Raw genomic sequence first — 17,847 nt, 5'->3', positions numbered from 1 at the left:
GGAGGGTGACGGGGCGGGGCTCAGCGCGTCGCGCCGAGTTCGGCCGGCGCGCCGCGGATGGCCCGGTGCGGCGAGCAGGTGAACAGCAGGATCAGCAGCGTCAGCGCATAGGGCACGGCATTGAACAGGTGGTAGTAGCCCGACACGCCGACCGATTGCAGCGCCGGCCCGAGCGCGCCGGCGCCACCGAACAGCAGCGCCGCACCCAGGCAGGCCAGCGGCCGCCAGCGCGCGAAGATCACCAGCGCCACCGCGATCAGGCCCTGCCCGCTGGACAGCCCCTCGTTCCAGCTGCCGGGGTAGTAGAGCGACAGCGAGGCCCCGCCCAGCCCGGCGATGAAGCCGCCGGCCGTGGTCGCCGCGATCCGCACACCCGCGACGGACGCGCCGAGCGCCCGCGCCGCGTCACTGGAATCGCCCACCATGCGCACCAGCAGGCCCCAGCGGGTGCGCGCCAGGCCGACGTGCAGCAGCACCGCCAGCAGCACGCCGAGCGGGAACAGGGCGTTGATGGTCAAGGCCGACTGCACGGCCGACGAGTCGCTCCAGCCGCCCAGCGCGAAGGCCGGGATCTGCGGCGCCTGCGGCTGGATCAGCGGCTTGCCGAGGTAGAAGGCGAGGCCCGCGCCGAACAGCATCAGCGCGATGCCGGTGGCGACGTCGCTGACCCGGTCGAGCGAGCACAGCAGCCCGTGCAGCAGCGCCAGCAGCGCACCGACGAAACCGGCCAGCAGCACGCCGACCCAGGCCGATCCGCTCAGGTAGCTGCCGCCGAAGCCGGCCATGGCCGACAGCACCAGCACGCCTTCGAGGCCCAGGTTGATGCGGCCGGACTTCTCGGTCAGGCATTCGCCCAGGCTGACGAACAGGAAGGGCGTGCCGACGCGGATCGCGCCGCCCAGCACCGCGAGGGTGACATCGAACCAGGCTTGTGCGTCCATGGGGGCTCCGGTCGTCGGGCGTTCAGGTCGGGATGGCGGGCATCGCCACGGGCGCAGGCTCGCTCGATGAGCCTGCGGGCGGTGGCTCGGTCGACCGGGTGCGGGCCGCGCGTGCGGCCAGCAGCCGGCCCCTGCCGGCCTCGGCCGCCAGGATCAGCACGAAGGCGAAGCCCTGCAGCACCAGCACCGACGCGTCCGGCAGGCCCAGCCGCCGTTGCAGCAGGCTGCCGGCCGCGCCGAAGCCGCCGAACAGGATGGCCACCGGCGGGATGGCCCACGGGTTGTGTCGCGCCACGAAGGCCACCAGGATGCCGGTGTAGCCCAGCCCGGCGATCAGCGAGGCGTTGGCCGAGGTGTGCACCGCCAGGACCTCGATCGCGCCGGCCAGGCCGGCTGCCGCGCCACCCAGGCCGCAGGCAACCAGGATCAGCGCCAGCGCCGGCAGGCCGACGCCACGGGCGGCGCGCAGGTTGCCGCCGACCACCCGCATCGCGAAGCCGGAGGCGGTGAAGCTCAGCCAGATGCCGGCCGCCACGCACAGGCCAACGCCCCAGGCCAGGCCCCAGTGAACGTCCGTGACCGAGCCGTCCCAGGGCATGCCGGCGATGCGCAGCGACTCCGCGACCGGCTGCGTCGACGGCTTGTTCAGGCTGGCCGGGTCCCGCAGCGGGCCTTCCACGACATGCTTGAACAGCGCGATCGCCAGGTAGGACAGCAGCAGGCTGGAGATGGTCTCGTTGACGCCCCGACCCTGCCGCAACCAGCCCGCCAGCGCGACCCAGGCCGCGCCGGCCAGCGCGCCCGCCAGCAGCATCAGCGCGGTTCCACCGGTGCCGGCCAGGCCGGGCAACGCATAGGGCAAGGCGGCTGCGGCCAGCGCGCCGAGCACCAGCGCGCCTTCGCCGCCGATCACCGTCAGGCCGGCCTGCGCGGGCAGGGCCACGGCCAGCGCGGTGAGCATCAGCGGAGCCGCGCGCTGCAGGGTGTTCTGCCACGAGAAGCTGTCGCCGAAGGCGCCGAGGAACAGCAGCTTCCAGGCCTCCAGCGCACTCTGGCCGGACAGCCAGACGAACACGCCAAAGGCCAGCAAGGCGCCCAGCAGCGCCAGCACCGGCAGCAGCACGGCTTCGGCCGGATCGCGCCAGCGACCGGAAGATTCGACGGCAGCCATCGCAGCCCTCCTGGTCAGGACCGGGGAATCAGACCTTGCCGATCACGCCTTCGACCAGGTAGTTCATGCCTTCGAGTTCAAGGTCGGTCTGCTTGTAGACCTTGCCCTTGGGGATGACGACCTTGCCGGTGTTGTCCTTGAGCTCGCCGCCGAAGATGTCGAAGCTGCCCGCGACCATCTTCGCCTTGACGGCATCGGCGTTCTTGCGCGCGGCCTCGCTGACCATCGCGCCGTAGGGCGAGGTCTTGACGAAGCCGTCCTTGAGGCCGCCGCGCACGAAGTTCGGGTGCGGCGCACCGCTGCGGGCCGCCTCGATGATCTGCTTGTAGGCGGTGATCCAGTTCCATTCCGCGCCGGTCAGGTAGGCGTTGGGCGCGAGCTTGGCCTGGCTGGCGTGGTAGCCGCAGACCATGCGGCCGCGCTTGGCGGCGGTCTCGACGATGACCTTGGGGCCGTCGACGTGCATGGTGAAGACGTCGATGCCCTGGTCGGCCAGGCTGTTGGTGGCCTCGGCTTCCTTGACGGCCATGGACCAGTCGCCGGTGAAGATCACCGAGGTCGTGATCTTCGGGTCGACCGAGCGCGCGCCCATCGTGAAGGCGTTGATGTTGCGCAGCACCTGCGGGATGGGCTTGGCGGCCACGAAGCCGAGCTTCTTGCTCTTGCTCATGTGACCGGCGATGACGCCGTTGAGGTACTGGGCCTCGTCGATGTAGCCGAAGAAGCTGCCGGTGCTGGCCGGGTGCTTGCCGGCGGTCCACATGCCGCCGCAATGGGCGAAGCGGACGTTCGGGTTCTTCGCGGCCATGGCCAGCATGTGCGGGTCGAAGTAGCCGAAGGAGGTCGGGAACAGCAGCGCCGCACCGTCCTGGGAAATCATGCCCTGCATGGTCTTCTGGACCACGTTGGTCTCGGGCACGTTCTCTTCCTCGACCACCTTGATGCCGGCGAGCTTGCGGATCTCCGCGGCCGCCTCGGCATGGGCCTGGTTGTAGCCGAAGTCGTCCTTCGGTCCGACGTAGATGTAGCCCACCGTCAGCGGCTTCTGGGCCAGGGCCCAGGGTGCCATCGTGGCGAGCGAGGCGGCGGACAGCTGGGCAAGGGCGCGACGGCGCGAGAGGTCGTGGTGCATGGCGGCTCCAGGGTCAGGGGAAGGACGTGGGCTCGGTCGAAACCGCACGCACGATCCGGGCCGGGAGCCGGCCGCAGCGTCCTGGCGCTGCCTCGGTGCACGTGTCGGTATACCAGTTGGTATTCAGCAAGACCCGTGCCGGTGCCGCGAGCGCCTCAGCGCCGGCTGCGCTGGCGAGCCTCGTGCAGCGCGGCCAGCGAGATGCTGCGCACCTCGGCCTTGCTCTGCTCGATGTGGCTGCGCAGCAGCAGCTGCGCCTGGTCGGCCTTGCGCTGGACGACGGCGCGCAGGATCTTGGCGTGTTCGCCCCAGGTCGCCTCGATGCGATCGGCCCGGGTGAAGTCCAGCCGCCGGATGATGCGGATGCGCTCGGTGACGTCCCAGTGGACCCGCGCGATCTCGTCGTTGCCGGCCGCACGCACCAGCGTGGCGTGGAAGGCCTCGTCGAGCGCACCGACTTCGCGCCCGTCGAGGACACGCTCGGCCGCCGGCACCAGCCAGACCGCCTTCAGCGCATCCAGCTCCGGCGCCGGCTCGCTGCGGGCGCACAGCCGGGCGACGCAGGCACTCTCCAGCAGCACGCGCAGGTCGTAGAGCTGCTCCAGACGGTCGAAGTCGATCGGCCGGACGAACCAGCCGCTCTTGGCCTCGACATCGAGCAGGCCCTCGTTGCGCAGCCGGAACAGCGCCTCGCGCACCGGCGTGCGGCTGACGCCCAGGCGGGCCGCGATCTCGGCCTCGGAGAAGCGGTCGCCCGGCACGAGCTGGAACTCGTGCATCTGCGACTTCAGCTCGGTGTAGACCTGGGTGGCGAGGTTGCCGGCAGGGGTCGCGGCGGGGACTTGGGCGGGTGCGCTGGACATGCGATCGATGCTAGCTCGCACCCCGGTCGAGGCTCAGTCGGCCATCAGGCTGACATGCGCGGCGACCACCCGCCAGCCTTCGGGCAGGCGCACCCAGGTCTGGCTCTGGCGGCCGGTGCGGATGCTGCCCTTGCGGTGGAACTCGGTCATCGCGGTGCCGCAGTCGCGGCCATAGGTCGTGATGACCGTGTTCGCCAGCGTGCGGGCCAGGCCGACCGCCGGCCGGGCGGCCCGGAAGGCCCGGATGGCCTCGATGCCGACGAGGTTCTCGGCCACGCCATAGCGCACGGTGTGCGGGCTGGGCCAGAACAGCTCGTCGAGCACGTCGATGCGGTTGTGGACCAGCGCGTCCTCGTAGCGCGTGAACACGGCCACGAGTTCGGCATGCACCTCGGGGATGTTGATGTCCATCTCGCCTCTCCTGTCCTGGCCTGCCGACGGGTTCATGTCGGCCAGGCCGCCACCGGCGCGCGCACCACGCCGGCCTGTTCCAGCCACCGGGCCGCGCGCAGGACGCGGTCCTCGCGCCAGGGCGCGGCAATGAGTTGCACGCCGATGGGCAGGCTCGCATGCACGTTCCAGACCGGCACCGCGCAGACCGGCAGGCCGATGCACGACACCGGTTGCGTCAGCACGCCGATGCTGGGCCGGGCCGGCAGGCGCTGGCCCTGGATGTCGATCCATTCGGTGCCCATGAGCGGCGCGACACAGGGCGTGGCCGGCGCGATGAAGAGATCGACGTCGGCGAACGACGCGGCCACCTGCCGCGCGAACCAGCGCCGCACCCGCTGCGCCTGCACGACCCAGGTCGCGGGCAGCAGCGCGCCGGCCAGGAAGCGGTCACGCGACAGCGGCTCGAAGTCCCCGGGCCGGCGCCGCAGGTCGTCGAGGTGCAGGTTGGCGCCTTCGGCGTTGGTGATCAGGAAGGCGGCGGCGCGGGCGCGGTCGACCTCCGGCCAGCTCACCTCGCGCACCGAGGCCACGCCCGGCGCCGTGCGCAGCGCCGCCGCGACGCGGGCCACCGCGCCACGCGCGTCGTCATCGGCCATGTCGTGGAACCAGCCACCGAGCAGGCCGACGCGCAGGCCGTGCTCGGGCGTCTCCAGCAGCGGCGTGACCGGCTGCACCGGACGGTCGACGCAGCCCGGGTCATGGCCGTCATGGCCCTGCATCGCGTCGTAGGACAGCGCCAGGTCACGCACGCTGCGGCCGAAGGGGCCGAGGTGGTCCAGGCTGGCGACGAAGGGGTAGCTGCCGGTGCGCGGCAGGCGGCCGAAGGTCGGCTTGAGGCCGAACACGCCACACAGCGACGCGGGCACGCGGATGGAGCCGTTCGTGTCCGAGCCCAGCGTCAGCGGCACCTCGCCGGCCGCGATCGCCGCACCCGAGCCGCCCGACGAGCCGCCGGCCACGCGGCGCAGGTCATGCGGGTTGCGACAGGCACCGACGTGGCTGTTCTCGGTCGTGAAGCCGTAGGCGTACTCGTCCATGTTGAGCGCGGCCAGCAGCACCGCGCCCGCGCCTTGCAGGCGGCGCAGCAACAGGCCGTCCTGCACGGCGGGCGCGGCATCGCGCTCGATCTTCGAGCCCGCCAGCGTCGGCAGGCCGGCGACGTCGAAGAGGTTCTTGACGGCATAGGGCACGCCCAGCAGCGGCAGCGCGGCGGTGGCGGCATCGCCGGCCGCGAGCTTCGCGTCGAGCGCATCGGCCTCGGACCGGGCGCGTTCGGCCAGCACGGCGGTGCAGGCATTCACGCCACCGCGTTCCAGCGGATCGCGCGCGGCGATGCGTGCCAGCGCCGCGTCGGTCAGCGTGCGTGCGCGCACACGACCCTGACGCACCGCGTCGGCCATCGCGTGGGCCGGACCGTCGAGCAAGGCCTCGGGATCGATCGCCGGCAGGCTCGTGTTCATCGGTGTTCTCCAGCGACCTGCTCATCGGGCCCGATCGGCACGAAGGACCCGGCCGGTTCGTCGTCCAGGCCCAGCGGCAGACCCATCACGCGATCGGCCATGCCGGCGGCCAGGTCGAAGTAGCGTCGCACGCCCGGCCGGTGGGCCTCGGCCAGCGGCAGGCCGATGCGCGCGGCGATCGCGTCGGCGGGATGGGGCGGCGACAGGGCCGCTGGCCAGGCACCGGCCGATGGCTCGGCCTCGCCGCACCAGGCCAGTCCGAACCGGGCCAGCGCGGCATCGTGCCGGCCGGGCGCGACGAAGGTGACGCCGAAGGGCAGCCCCGCACCGGTCGAGCCGGCCGGCAGCGCCAGCGCGCACCAGCCCAGCAGGTTGACGAAGTTGGTGTAGGCGCCCAGGCGGCTGTTGACGCCGACCGGATCGGCATCGACCTCGGCAAAGGTCGGGTGGGTCGGCGCGGTGGGCAGCATCAGCAGGTCGACCTGCTGCCACAGGTCGGCGGCGGCGGCCTGGCGTTCCTGCAGGCGGTAGAGGCCGTCGAAGGCATCGGTGGCCCTCAGCGGCAGCGCCCGTTCGATGACACGCCGCACGGTCGGGTCGAAGGCGCCCGGCTGCGTCGCCAGCAGCTCGCGCACGACGGCATGGCGCTCGGCCACCCAGGGGCCGTCGTAGAGCAGCGCGGCCACCGCCGCCAGCGGCGCCATGTCGACCTCGACGCGGCGATGGCCCAGGGCGGCCAGGTGTGCCTGCGCGGCGGCCCAGGCGCCGGTGTAGCCGAGGGCGTCGTCCAGGTCGGGCAGGTGCGGGACGCCGACGCGCAGCGTGACGGGCAGCTGCGCCGGGCCGGGCCGGAAGGCGCTGTAGGCATCGCGCGGGTCGGGGCCCTCGATGCAGGCGAGCACCTCGGCCGCGTCACCGACCGTGTGGGCCAGCACCGCGACGCAGTCCAGCGTGCGGCAGGCCGGCAGCACGCCACCGTTGCCGACCCGGCCGGGCGTGGGCTTGAGGCCGACCAGGCCGTTGAAGCCGGCCGGCACGCGGCCCGATCCGGCCGTGTCGGTGGCCAGCGCGAACGGCACCTGTCCCCGTGCCACGGCGGCGGCCGAGCCGGAGCTGGAGCCGCCGCTGATGCGCGTCGGGTCGACCACGCTGGCCGGTCGGCCATAGGGCGAGCGGGTGCCGACCAGGCCGGTCGCGAACTGGTCGAGGTTGGTCTTGCCGACCCAGATCGCGCCGGCATCGAGCAGCTTCTGCACCGCGCTGGCGTGTTCGGTCGGCAGGCGCCGGAAGGCCGGGCAGGCGGCCGTGGTCGGGACGCCGGCCACATCGATGTTGTCCTTGATGCCGAAGGGCACGCCCAGCAACGGCCAACGGCGGTGGCGCTCGGCCGGGTCGGCGACGGCGGCCAGGCGTTCGGCCAGGGTGTCGAGCTGTGCGACCCAGGCCGCGCGCGGGCACAGGCTGATCCAGATGCCGGCGGCGGCGCTGGCATGCACACGGTCCAGCGTCGCGGCCAGCGCCGCATGCAGGTGGTCGGGTCGGTCCTGGATCGCACGCCAGCCCGCCAGCGTCCTGGGCGGCAAGGTGGGCGTCGTCGGGTCGGTGTCGCGCATGGCCGGGCTCCCTGCTGTGTGCAGCAACGGCGTTCCATTGGCGACGCCCGTTTCCGGTGCGCCAACTGGTATACCGACTGGTATCAGCAGATCCCGTGCCAGACGGGCGCGTTCAGACCACGACGGGTTCGGGCTCCAGCCGGATGCCGAAACGGCCGTAGACGCTTTCCTGGATCGCCCGCGCCAGCGTGACGACCTCCGCGCCGCGCGCGCCGCCGCGGTTGACCAGCACCAGCGCCTGCTTCTCGTAGACGCCGGCCGCGCCGACCGTCTTGCCCTTCCAGCCGCAGGCGTCGATCAGCCAGCCGGCGGCGAGCTTGAAGTTGCCGTCCGGCATCGGGTAGTGGACGAGGTGCGGGTCGCGGCTGATGATGTCGCGGCACTGCTCGGGCGTGACCACCGGGTTCTTGAAGAAGCTGCCGGCGTTGCCGATCACCGCCGGGTCCGGCAGCTTGGCACGGCGGATCGCGACGACCCAGTCGAAGATGGTGCGTGCATCGGGCACGGGGCCCTGTTCCGGGTCGGCCGCGTAGCCCGTCTCGGCCATGCGGCGCTGCAGGTCCAGGTAGTCCACCATCGGCCGCCACGGCCGCGGCAGGCGCAGCCGCACCCGTGTGATGACGCTCTTGCCGGCCAGCGCATGCTTGAAGACCGAGTCCCGGTAGCCGAATCGGCAGGCGGCGCGGTCGAGCAGGACGCTGCGCCCGGTCACCAGGTCGACCGCGTCGAGCGACTCGAAGCGGTCGGCCAGTTCCAGTCCGTAGGCACCGATGTTCTGCACCGGCGCGGCCCCGACCGTGCCGGGGATCAGCGCCATGTTCTCGAGCCCCGGCTCGCCCTGGTCCAGCGTCCAGGCGACCAGTTCATGCCAGCCGACGCCGGCTCCGGCCTCGACGATCACCGCGTCCTCGCGCCGTTCGACGACGCGCATGCCGGGCACCTCGATCTTCAGCACGACGGCCTCGATGTCGCGCGTCAGCACGACGTTGCTGCCGCCGCCCAGCACGAACTTGGGCGCGCGGCCCAGCGTCGGATGGTCGACGACGCGGCGCACGTCCGCGTCGCCCGTGATGCGCACCAGCGTGTGCGCGATGGCCGGCAGGCCGAAGGTGTTGTGGGCGAGGAGGCTGACGTCCTGTTCGATGTGCATGGCGGAATTGTCGGTCACCGCGTCCTTCGTCCACTCGCGGTCGACGGGGACCGGTTCGAAGGACGGCCGACATGGATTCCCCGGTTGAGCCCCGAAAACTGATATCGCATTCAGTATCATTGCAGGCATGAGCACCGCACAGAAGCTGCTGGACGCGATGGCGAACAACCCCCGCGACTGGAGCATCGAGCAGGTACTGACCGTGGCGCGCCATGCCGGCCTGTCGGTGCGCTGTCCTGGCGGCAGCCATCACATCCTTCGCAATCCGGCGGGCCGGAAGATCAGCGTGCCCGCACACCGGCCCGTCAAGCCCGTGTACATCAAGGCGCTGTTGCGGCTGATCCATGATGGGCAAGGAGATGAGGAATGACCGACCCGAAGAAGTACCCGATTGAAGTGAGACCGCTCGCCGATGAAGACGGCGGCGGCTGGCTGGCCACCTTCCCGGATCTGCCTGGCTGCATGGGCGACGGCGAGACCCCCGAGCAGGCCATCGCAGATGGCTACGCCGCCGCACAAGCCTGGCTGGACGTGGCGGCCGAAGCGGGTGACCCGATCCCGGCACCCAGCACCGGTGGCGAGTCGGGCAAGTTCGTTGCCCGGGTCCCCAGGAGCCTGCACACCCGCCTGGCCGCTCGCGCCGAGCAGGAAGGCGTCAGCATGAACACCCTGGTGGTGTCGATGCTGTCCGAAGGTGTCGGCAGCCGCGCTCGCCGCTGAGCCTTCAGATTCACGCGACGCCCATGCGCCACCGAGGTGCGGTGCGAAACTCCCGGGCCTTCCCATTCACGTCCAACCCCAGACCCTCGCCACCATGCCCAGCTTCGACACCGTCCTCGAACCGAACCTCGTCGAGGTGAAGAACGCCATCGACCAGAGCAACAAGGAAATCGGCACCCGCTTCGACTTCAAGGGCAGCGACGCCCGCGTCGAGCAGAAGGACAAGGAGCTGACGCTCTTCGCCGACAGCGATTTCCAGCTCCAGCAGGTCACCGACATCCTGCTGGCCAAGATGAGCAAGCGCAGCGTCGACATCCGCTTCCTCGACACCACCGCCAAGCCCGAGAAGATGAGCCACGACAAGCTCAAGCAGAAGGTGCTGGTCAAGGCCGGCATCGAGGGCGACGTCGCCAAGCGCATCCAGAAGGCCATCAAGGACAGCAAGATGAAGGTCCAGGCCAGCATCCAGGGCGACACGGTGCGGGTCACCGGCGCCAAGCGCGACGACCTGCAGGCCGCCATGGCGCTGATCCGCAAGGAAGTCGACGACGTGCCGCTGTCGTTCAACAACTTCCGCGACTGAGCGCGCGGTGATGGCGCGCCCGGCCGGTTTCCTGTCCACCCCCGCACGACGTCCGGCCCTGATCGGCGCGGCCCTGGTCGCCCTGCTGTCGTCCTGGCCGGCCAGCGCCCAGAACGTCAGCTATGCCGGCCGCATGGGCGATCGCGCCCTGCTGGTGATCGACGGCGCACCGCGCACGCTGGGCCTCGGCCAGGAGGCCCAGGGCGTCAAGCTGCTGATGCTCGACGGCGAGAACGCCACCGTGATGATCCGCGACCAGCGGCTGTCGCTGCGCATGGGTGCGCAGCCCGCCAGCATCGGCGCCGCGCCGGCGGCGGCCGGTCCGACGGCCAGTGGTGCAACTGCCCGCGACAGCGGCCAGCGCATCGTGCTGGGTGCTGGCAGCGACGGCCATTTCCAGGTCAACGGCAGCATCGGCGGCAAGCCGGTGCGTTTCCTGGTCGACACCGGTGCCAGCGCGGTCTCGATGTCGCAGCAGGAAGCCGACCGGCTGGGCCTGAACTGGCGCGCCGGCAAGCGGGTGTCGATGCAGACCGCCAACGGCATCGCGCCGGCCTGGCGCCTCAGCGTCGACCGGGTCCGCATCGGCGAGGTCGAGCTGCACCAGGTCGACACGGTGGTCGGTCCGCAGGACATGCCGGTCGTGCTGCTGGGCAACAGCTTCCTGAGCCGCTTCCGCATGCAGCGCGACGGCGAGCAGATGGTGCTCGAACGTCGCTACTGACCTGGCGAAGCCTTGGGCAGCGGCATCGACGCCGCCCGGCGTCGAGCCACGAGCTTGCGCAGCTCCTCCACCACCAGCACCGAACTGGCCGCACCCAGGATGGCCAGCAGCGTCGAGGCCGGCAGGGGCACCGCGTGGAACAGGCCGGCCAGCGGCGGCCAGAACAGCACGCTGGCCTGCAGCACGACGCTGATCAGCAGGCCGCCCATCAGCCAGCGGTTGGACAGCAGCGAGACCCGCAGCACCGACTGCGTGGCGCTGCGGCAGTTCAGCACGTTGAACCACTGCGCCAGCACGGTCAGCGTGAAGACCTCCGTGCGGACGGTGTCCAGCGGCACGTCCTGGGCGAGGCGCCAGCCGAACCAGGCGAGCGTGACGACCGAGGAGGTCAGCGCCATCAGCAGCAGCCGGCCGAGCATCTCCCGGTCGATCAGCGCGGCATCGCTGCGGGTCGGCGGGCGGCGCATCTCGTCGCCATCGGGCGGATCCATCACCAGGTTCACCGTCAGCGTGGCCTCGGTCACGATGTTGACCCACAGGATCTGCACCGCCTGCAGCGGCAGGGGCAGGCCGGCCAGCAGCGCGGCCATCAGCACGATGACCTCGTCCAGCGAGGTCGCGAACAGGTAGAGCAGGACCTTGCGCAGGTTGCCCCAGGTCAGCCGGCCCTGTTCGACCGCGCCGACCAGCGTGGCGAAGTTGTCGTCGACCAGCACGATGCGGGCGGCACCCTTGGCGACCTCGGTGCCGCTGCGGCCCATCGCCACGCCCACGTCAGCACGGGCCAGCGCCGGCGCGTCGTTGACACCGTCACCGGTCATCGCCACCACGTCACCACGGGCCTGGAAGGCCTCGACGATGCGCAGCTTCTGGGCCGGCTGGACCCGCGCGAACACCGCCACATGCGGCAGCGCGGCGCGCAGCTCGGCCTCGCCCAGTCGCTCCAGCTCGACGCCGTCGATGGCGCGGTCCTCCGGCCCGGCCATGCCCAGCTGGCGTGCGATCGCCAGGCCGGTCAGCTTGTGGTCGCCGGTCACCATCACCGGCCGGATGCCGGCGGCACGGCACTCGGCCACGGCGGCGCGGACCTCGTCACGCGGCGGGTCGATCTGGCCGGCCAGGCCGAGCAGGCGCACATGGCCGGCCAGCAGGTCGAAGGACAGGGGCTGCGCGGCCTGCGCCGCATCCAGGTCGACGACGCCCAGCGCCAGCACGCGCAGCGCCCCGCGTGCCATCTCGTCGGCGGTGGTCCGGGCAACGGCCAGGCGCTCGGCCGGCTCGATGCCGGCACACAGGCGCAGCAAGCGTTCGGGTGCGCCCTTGAGGTAGACGCGGGCCGGCGCGCCGGGGCCGGCATGGCGGGTGGCCATCAGCTGGGTGTCGGCATCGAAGGGCAGCTCGGCCACGCGCGGCCAGTCCTGCCGTAGCGTGTCGGCGCGCAGGCCGGCCCGCGCGCCGAGCTTGTGCGCCAGCACGACCAGCGCCGACTCGGTCGGGTCGCCCAGCGCGGTCCAGGCGCTGCGCTCGCCGTCGTCGGGCGCGAGCAGGTCGGCGTCGTTGCACAGCAGCGCCGCCCGCAGCAAATCGGCCAGCGCCGCATCGCCCGCCGCCGGTAGGGCCGCGCCGGACAGCTCGCCGCTGGGCACGTAGCCCGAGCCGCCGACCTGCCAGTCGCGTCCGTCGGCCAGCCACAGCCGCGTCACGGTCATCTCGTTGCGGGTCAGCGTGCCGGTCTTGTCGGTGCAGATGACGGTGGTCGAGCCGAGCGTCTCGACCGCGGCCAGCCGGCGCACGATCGCACCCTGGGCCGCCATGCGCTGCATGCCCACGGCCAGCGCGATGGTGATGGCCACGGGCAGGCCCTCGGGCACCATCGAGACCATCTGGCTGATGGCCACCATCAGCACCTCGTCCAGCGGCAGGCCACGCAGCAGGCCCAGCGCCAGCACCAAGGCAAACAGCACCAGTGCGGCGATCACCAGGCCGCGCCCGAAGCGGTCCAGCCGCAGCTCCAGCGGCGTGCGCGGGTCGATCGCGCGGGTGGTCAGGTCGGCGATCTGGCCGACCTCGGTCTCGGCGCCGATGGCCACCACCACCGCCCGGCCTCGTCCGGCCGTCACGTGGGTGCCGGAATGGACCATGCCGTGGCGATCGGCCAGCCCGCAGGCCTCGGGCTCGGCCCCGGTGTGCTTGGCGACCGGCACCGACTCGCCGGTCAGCGCCGCCTCGGCGGCCTGCAGCAGGGCGGCCTCGATCATGCGGGCATCGGCGCCCACGGCATCGCCGGCGGCCAGCAGCAGGATGTCGCCCGGCACCAGCTCGCGCGCCGGGATGGACGCCTCGGCGCCGTCGCGCCAGACCCGCACGCGCAGCGACGCGAGCTGCCGCAACGACGCCATCGACCGATCGGCGCGGCCTTCCTGCCAGGCACCGATCAGCGCGTTGACGACCACCACCAGCCCGATCACCGCAGCATCCGCCGCATGCCCCAGCGCGATGGCCAGCAACGCCGCCACGCCCAGGATCGCGATCAGCGGGCTGACGAACTGGCGCAACAGGCGTCGCCAGGACGACGGTGGCGCGGTCTCGGGCAAGGCGTTCGGACCGTGCCGCTGGGCACGTCGCGCGACCTCGGCGGCGCTCAGGCCGACGGCCGGATCGACGTCAAGCCGGCGCAGGGCGTCGGTGGGGTCGACGGCATGCCAGGTCGGGGCACCAGGCACGGGGACGGTGGCGGTGGGCGTGGGCATGGGCATGGGCATCGTCCGTCGAGCATAGGGCGGACCCATCGTCGGGCCGATGACGTCGATCATCCCGGACGGGCCAGATAATCCCGCCCCATGCAAGTTCTCCGTGGTCATCCACACCGGCATCCACCTGGCCTGGCCCCGGCCTGCGCCCTCACGATCGGCAACTTCGATGGCGTGCACCGGGGCCACCAGGCCATGCTCGCGCTGCTGCGCAACGAGGCCCGTCACCGTGGCCTGCCCAGCTGCGTGCTGACCTTCGAGCCCCACCCGCGCGACTGGTTCGCCGCCGCCAGCGGTCATCCCGGCAAGGCACCGGCCCGCATCGCGACGCTGCGCGACAAGCTCGCCGAACTGGAGCGCTGCGGCATCGACCAGGTCGTGCTGGTGCGTTTCGATGCCGCCTTCGCCAGCCAGTCGCCCCAGGCCTTCGTCGACGACGTGCTGGTGCGTGCGCTGGGCGCCCGCTACGTGCTGGTCGGCGACGACTTCCGCTTCGGCGCGAAGCGAGCCGGCGACTACGCCATGCTCGATGCGGCTGGCGCGCGGGGCGGCTTCGACGTCGCCCGCATGCTGAGCTACGAGGTGCACGGCCTGCGCGTGTCCAGCTCGGCGGTGCGCGAGGCCCTGCAGGCCGGCGACATGGGCCGCGCCGCGCAGCTTCTGGGCCGTCCGTACAGCATCAGCGGCCACGTCGTGCACGGCCAGAAGCTTGGCCGCACGCTGGGCGAAACGCGCATCGGCGCGGCCGACGGCCTGCGCACGCTCAATGTGCGCTTCCCGCACGGCAAGCCGGCCGCAGCGGGCATCTTCGTCGTGCGCGTGCACGGCCTGGACGAAAGGCCGCTGGACGGCGTGGCCAGCCTGGGCGTGCGCCCGACGGTCGAGGATGCCGGCCGGGTGCTGCTGGAGACCTACTGCCTGGACTGGCCCGCCAGCCTGGGCCGCGAGGGGGGCTACGGTAAAATCGTGCGTGTGGAACTGCTCGAAAAACTGCGCGACGAGGCCCGCTACGACGGCCTCGAAGCCCTGACCGCCGCCATCGACCACGATGTGGCGCAGGCCCGCGCATGGTTCGCCCGCGATGCGGCGACCGCAGGCCACGCGGCCGAGCGCCGCCAGACCACGCGCGACCGAATTTGAACGTCCCGGAGCCGGCTCCGATCGACCCGATCGCAGCGGCTGCCGCAGCCCGAACCGGGACGCTGCCTGCCGGCATCGCCCTCGCCGCCCTTCCCTTCCCGTATCTCCCTGACCAGGCGCGCCACCCGAGGTGGCGCGAGTCGCGATGACCCAATCTGCCCCGCAAGACGCCCCGAAGCCCGCCGCCGACAAGGCCGGACGCAGCGAGAAGGGTGCCGAGCAAGGCGCCTACCGCGCCACGCTGAACATGCCCGACACGCCGTTCCCGATGCGCGGCGATCTCCCCAGGCGCGAGCCCGCCTGGGTGGCCGACTGGAACGCGGGTGGCCGCGACGGTGGCCTCTACCTGCGCCTGCGGGCGGCTCGCCAGGGCGCACCGCTGTTCGTGCTGCACGACGGCCCGCCCTATGCGAACGGCAAGCTGCACATCGGCCATGCGCTCAACAAGGTCCTCAAGGACATGATCGTCAAGAGCCGCCAGCTGGCCGGCTTCGACGCGCAGTACATCCCCGGCTGGGACTGCCACGGCCTGCCGATCGAGAACGCGATCGAGAAGCTGCATGGCCGCAACCTCGGCCGCGACGCGATGCAGGCGAAATCGCGGGCCTACGCGACCGAGCAGATCTCGCAGCAGCGCGAGGACTTCAAGCGCCTGGGCGTGCTGGGCGACTGGGAGATGCCCTATCGCACCATGGACCCGGCCAACGAGGCCGGCCAGATCCGCGCCTTCAAGCGCGTGATCGAGCGCGGCTTCGTCTACCGCGGCCTCAAGCCGGTCTACTGGTGCTTCGACTGCGGCTCCTCGCTGGCCGAGTTCGAGATCGAGTACGCCGACAAGAAGAGCGACACGCTGGACGTCGCCTTCGAGGCCGACGATGCCGCCGCGCTGGCCCGCGCCTTCGGCCTGGCCGCCCTGCCCGAGTCGCTGGCCAGCGGCAGCAAGAAGGCGTTTGCCGTCATCTGGACCACCACCGCCTGGACCATCCCGGCCAACCAGGCGCTCAACGCGCACCCGGAGCTGGACTACGCGCTGGTCGACACGCCGCGCGGCCTGCTGCTGCTGGCCGCCAGCTTGGTCGAGGCCTGCCTGACCCGCTACGGCCTCGAAGGCGACATCGTCGCCACCGCCAAGGGCGAGGCGCTGCGCGGCCTGGTCTTCCGTCACCCGCTGCACGACACCGTCAGCGCCGAACAGGGTGGCAAGTACAGCTACCGGCGCCGCTCGCCGCTCTACCTGGCCGACTACGTCACCGCCGCCGACGGCACCGGCATCGTGCACTCGGCGCCGGCCTATGGCGTGGACGACTTCAATTCCTGCGTCGCCCACGGCCTGGCCTACGACGACATCCTCAACCCGGTGCAGGGCAACGGCGTCTATGCCGAGGAACTGCCCTTCTTCGGCGGCGAGCACATCTGGAAGGCCGTGCCACGCATCCTGGAGGTGCTGGCCCAGAGCGACCGCCTGCTGGCCACCCAGGCCATCACCCACAGCTACCCGCATTGCTGGCGCCACAAGACGCCGGTGATCTACCGCGCCGCCGCGCAGTGGTTCATCCGCATGGACGAGGGCGAGGGCGTGTTCACGTCCGACAAGGCCCCGAAGACGCTGCGCCAGCTGGCGCTGGAGGCCATCGAGCACACCGCCTTCTACCCGGAGAACGGCCGCAGCCGCCTGCGCGACATGATCGCCAACCGGCCCGACTGGTGCATCAGCCGACAGCGCAGCTGGGGCGTGCCGGTGCCCTTCTTCCTGCACCAGGATTCGGGTGAGCTGCACCCGCGCACCATGGCCATCCTCGACCAGGCCGCCGACATCGTCGAGGCCGGCGGCATCGAGGCCTGGAGCCGCGTGACGACCGAGGAGATCCTCGGCGCCGAGGATGCCGCGCACTACACCAAGAGCACCGACATCCTGGAGGTCTGGTTCGATTCCGGCTCGACCTTCCAGCACGTCCTGCGCGGCAGCCATGCCCGGGCCTACCCCGGCAGCGCCAGCCACCACGACAGCGGGCCGGAAGCGGACCTCTACCTGGAAGGCCATGACCAGCACCGCGGCTGGTTCCACAGCTCGCTGCTGCTGGGCTGCGCGCTGTACGACCGCGCGCCCTACCGCGGCCTGCTGACCCACGGCTTCGCCACCGACGGCCAGGGCCGCAAGATGAGCAAGAGCCTGGGCAACACGGTCGAGCCGCAGAGCGTGACCAGCAAGCTCGGCGCCGAGATCGTGCGCCTGTGGGTGGCCTCGACCGACTACTCGGGCGACCTCAACATCGACGACAAGATCCTCGCCCGCGTCGTCGATGCCTACCGCCGCATCCGCAACACGCTGCGCTTCCTGATGGCCAACACCAGCGACTTCGACCCTGCCGTGCACAGCGTGCCGGCGAGCGAACTGCTGGAGATCGACCGCTACGCGCTGAGCCGAGCGGCCGAGCTGCAGGCCGACATCCTCGGCCACTTCGAGCGCTACGAGTTCCACCCGGTGGTCGCCAAGCTGCAGGTCTACTGCTCGGAAGACCTGGGCGCGTTCTACCTCGACGTGCTCAAGGACCGGCTCTACACCACCGCCGCCGACAGCCATGCGCGCCGCTCGGCCCAGACCGCGCTGTGGCGCATCACCGGCGCGATGCTGCGCTGGATGGCACCCTTCCTGAGCTTCACCGCCGAGGAAGCCTGGGCGATCTTCGCCGGAGCGCGCAGCAGCGGCACGATCTACACCGAGACCTGGGCCGACCTGGGCACGGTCGATGCAGCCCTGCTGGCCAAGTGGGGCCGCATCCGCGAGATCCGCGACCTCGCCAACAAGGAGATCGAGGCGGTGCGCACCACCGGCGCGGTCGGTGCGTCGCTGCAGGCGGTCCTGCGCATCGAGGCCGCCGCCGAGGACGCCGCCTTGCTGCGTGCGCTCGGCGAGGACCTGCGCTTCGTCACCATCACCTCGGCCGCCGAGGTGGTCGACGCCGAGGCCCTGGCCGTGCGCGTCAGCCCCAGCACGGCGACCAAGTGCGAGCGCTGCTGGCACTACCGCGACGACGTCGGCACGCATGCCGCGCACCCGACGGTCTGCGGCCGCTGCGTCAGCAACCTCGAAGGCCCGGGCGAAGTCCGGACCATCGCCTGAAGCGGCGCACCCCTCGACAGGATCAT

Annotated in this window: 15 protein-coding genes; 6 read left to right on the top strand and 9 right to left on the bottom strand. The window is 71.6% G+C overall.

The features are described 5' to 3' along the window. Positions 1-20: 20 nt before the first annotated feature. From Q8X39_RS18570 to murB, 8 genes are all read right to left on the bottom strand, one after another. Positions 21-941 carry an ABC transporter permease gene (locus Q8X39_RS18570; RefSeq protein WP_305751187.1) on the bottom strand — a complete coding sequence of 307 codons (921 nt, stop codon included), beginning with the start codon at positions 939-941 and terminating at the stop codon, positions 21-23. A 22-nt stretch (positions 942-963) separates the two neighbouring features. Then, a complete protein-coding gene (locus Q8X39_RS18565; RefSeq protein WP_305751186.1) occupies positions 964-2,112 on the bottom strand; it encodes an ABC transporter permease in 1,149 nt (382 codons plus the stop codon). Between the two features lie 28 nt (positions 2,113-2,140). Continuing rightward, positions 2,141-3,244: a BMP family ABC transporter substrate-binding protein gene (locus Q8X39_RS18560; RefSeq protein WP_305751185.1), complete on the bottom strand. Its 1,104-nt coding sequence runs from the start codon at positions 3,242-3,244 to the stop codon at positions 2,141-2,143. Positions 3,245-3,399: 155 nt separating this feature from the next. Continuing rightward, positions 3,400-4,107 (bottom strand): GntR family transcriptional regulator, encoded by a 708-nt coding sequence (locus tag Q8X39_RS18555; RefSeq protein ID WP_305751184.1) that lies wholly within the window; start codon positions 4,105-4,107, stop codon positions 3,400-3,402. Between the two features lie 33 nt (positions 4,108-4,140). Beyond that, positions 4,141-4,518, bottom strand: a complete 378-nt coding sequence (hpxZ, locus tag Q8X39_RS18550; RefSeq protein ID WP_305751183.1) for an oxalurate catabolism protein HpxZ — start codon at positions 4,516-4,518, stop codon at positions 4,141-4,143. A gap of 32 nt (positions 4,519-4,550) precedes the next feature. Then, a complete protein-coding gene (locus Q8X39_RS18545) occupies positions 4,551-6,020 on the bottom strand; it encodes an AtzE family amidohydrolase (protein WP_305751182.1) in 1,470 nt (489 codons plus the stop codon). Further along, a complete protein-coding gene (gene atzF, locus Q8X39_RS18540; protein ID WP_305751181.1) occupies positions 6,017-7,633 on the bottom strand; it encodes an allophanate hydrolase in 1,617 nt (538 codons plus the stop codon). The genes Q8X39_RS18545 and atzF overlap by 4 nt, the downstream gene beginning before the upstream one ends. A gap of 112 nt (positions 7,634-7,745) precedes the next feature. After that, positions 7,746-8,783, bottom strand: coding sequence for a UDP-N-acetylmuramate dehydrogenase (gene murB, locus Q8X39_RS18535; RefSeq protein ID WP_305751180.1), 1,038 nt, complete (start codon positions 8,781-8,783; stop codon positions 7,746-7,748). 127 nt (positions 8,784-8,910) lie between these two features. Here murB and Q8X39_RS18530 point away from each other — a divergent pair, with 127 nt between their 5' ends. The 4 genes from Q8X39_RS18530 to Q8X39_RS18515 all read left to right on the top strand — a co-directional run bounded on the left by Q8X39_RS18530 (position 8,911) and on the right by Q8X39_RS18515 (position 10,810). Then, a complete protein-coding gene (locus Q8X39_RS18530) occupies positions 8,911-9,153 on the top strand; it encodes a type II toxin-antitoxin system HicA family toxin (protein ID WP_305751179.1) in 243 nt (80 codons plus the stop codon). Continuing rightward, complete coding sequence (locus Q8X39_RS18525) at positions 9,150-9,503, top strand: type II toxin-antitoxin system HicB family antitoxin (protein WP_305751178.1); 354 nt, start codon at positions 9,150-9,152, stop codon at positions 9,501-9,503. Before Q8X39_RS18530 ends, Q8X39_RS18525 begins: the two co-directional genes overlap by 4 nt. 94 nt (positions 9,504-9,597) lie before the next feature. After that, positions 9,598-10,086, top strand: a complete 489-nt coding sequence (locus Q8X39_RS18520; RefSeq protein ID WP_305751177.1) for a YajQ family cyclic di-GMP-binding protein — start codon at positions 9,598-9,600, stop codon at positions 10,084-10,086. Between the two features lie 10 nt (positions 10,087-10,096). After that, positions 10,097-10,810 carry a retropepsin-like aspartic protease family protein gene (locus Q8X39_RS18515; RefSeq protein ID WP_305751176.1) on the top strand — a complete coding sequence of 238 codons (714 nt, stop codon included), beginning with the start codon at positions 10,097-10,099 and terminating at the stop codon, positions 10,808-10,810. Here the strand turns inward: Q8X39_RS18515 and Q8X39_RS18510 are convergent. Continuing rightward, positions 10,804-13,560, bottom strand: a complete 2,757-nt coding sequence (locus Q8X39_RS18510) for a cation-translocating P-type ATPase (RefSeq protein ID WP_305751175.1) — start codon at positions 13,558-13,560, stop codon at positions 10,804-10,806. The two genes, Q8X39_RS18515 and Q8X39_RS18510, sit on opposite strands and share 7 nt — an antisense overlap. Positions 13,561-13,650: 90 nt before the next feature. Between Q8X39_RS18510 and Q8X39_RS18505 the strand changes: the two genes are divergently transcribed. Together Q8X39_RS18505 and ileS are read left to right on the top strand one after the other, a co-directional pair. After that, the gene (locus Q8X39_RS18505) at positions 13,651-14,700 is read left to right on the top strand and encodes a bifunctional riboflavin kinase/FAD synthetase (RefSeq protein ID WP_305751174.1); all 1,050 of its coding nucleotides are present in this window, start codon (positions 13,651-13,653) and stop codon (positions 14,698-14,700) included. A 247-nt stretch (positions 14,701-14,947) separates the two neighbouring features. Beyond that, on the top strand, positions 14,948-17,821 hold the full coding sequence (ileS, locus tag Q8X39_RS18500; RefSeq protein WP_305751225.1) for an isoleucine--tRNA ligase: 2,874 nt from the start codon (positions 14,948-14,950) through the stop codon (positions 17,819-17,821). Positions 17,822-17,847: the final 26 nt, after the last annotated feature.

Source organism: Leptothrix discophora (genome assembly GCF_030705305.1).
Classification (GTDB): Bacteria; Pseudomonadota; Gammaproteobacteria; order Burkholderiales; family Burkholderiaceae_C; genus Sphaerotilus; species Sphaerotilus discophorus.
This window is presented reverse-complemented; position numbering and strand designations above follow the sequence as displayed.

Coding starts and splice junctions, on each gene's coding strand:
- Q8X39_RS18525 (WP_305751178.1), top strand. CDS start 9,150: ATGACCGACCCGAAGAAGTACCCGATTGAAGTGAGACCGCTCGCCGAT.
- Q8X39_RS18510 (WP_305751175.1), bottom strand. CDS start 13,560: ATGCCCACGCCCACCGCCACCGTCCCCGTGCCTGGTGCCCCGACCTGG.
- hpxZ (WP_305751183.1), bottom strand. CDS start 4,518: ATGGACATCAACATCCCCGAGGTGCATGCCGAACTCGTGGCCGTGTTC.
- Q8X39_RS18570 (WP_305751187.1), bottom strand. CDS start 941: ATGGACGCACAAGCCTGGTTCGATGTCACCCTCGCGGTGCTGGGCGGC.
- murB (WP_305751180.1), bottom strand. CDS start 8,783: ATGCACATCGAACAGGACGTCAGCCTCCTCGCCCACAACACCTTCGGC.
- Q8X39_RS18545 (WP_305751182.1), bottom strand. CDS start 6,020: ATGAACACGAGCCTGCCGGCGATCGATCCCGAGGCCTTGCTCGACGGT.
- Q8X39_RS18565 (WP_305751186.1), bottom strand. CDS start 2,112: ATGGCTGCCGTCGAATCTTCCGGTCGCTGGCGCGATCCGGCCGAAGCC.
- Q8X39_RS18505 (WP_305751174.1), top strand. CDS start 13,651: ATGCAAGTTCTCCGTGGTCATCCACACCGGCATCCACCTGGCCTGGCC.
- Q8X39_RS18520 (WP_305751177.1), top strand. CDS start 9,598: ATGCCCAGCTTCGACACCGTCCTCGAACCGAACCTCGTCGAGGTGAAG.
- Q8X39_RS18555 (WP_305751184.1), bottom strand. CDS start 4,107: ATGTCCAGCGCACCCGCCCAAGTCCCCGCCGCGACCCCTGCCGGCAAC.
- atzF (WP_305751181.1), bottom strand. CDS start 7,633: ATGCGCGACACCGACCCGACGACGCCCACCTTGCCGCCCAGGACGCTG.
- ileS (WP_305751225.1), top strand. CDS start 14,948: ATGCCCGACACGCCGTTCCCGATGCGCGGCGATCTCCCCAGGCGCGAG.
- Q8X39_RS18515 (WP_305751176.1), top strand. CDS start 10,097: ATGGCGCGCCCGGCCGGTTTCCTGTCCACCCCCGCACGACGTCCGGCC.
- Q8X39_RS18530 (WP_305751179.1), top strand. CDS start 8,911: ATGAGCACCGCACAGAAGCTGCTGGACGCGATGGCGAACAACCCCCGC.
- Q8X39_RS18560 (WP_305751185.1), bottom strand. CDS start 3,244: ATGCACCACGACCTCTCGCGCCGTCGCGCCCTTGCCCAGCTGTCCGCC.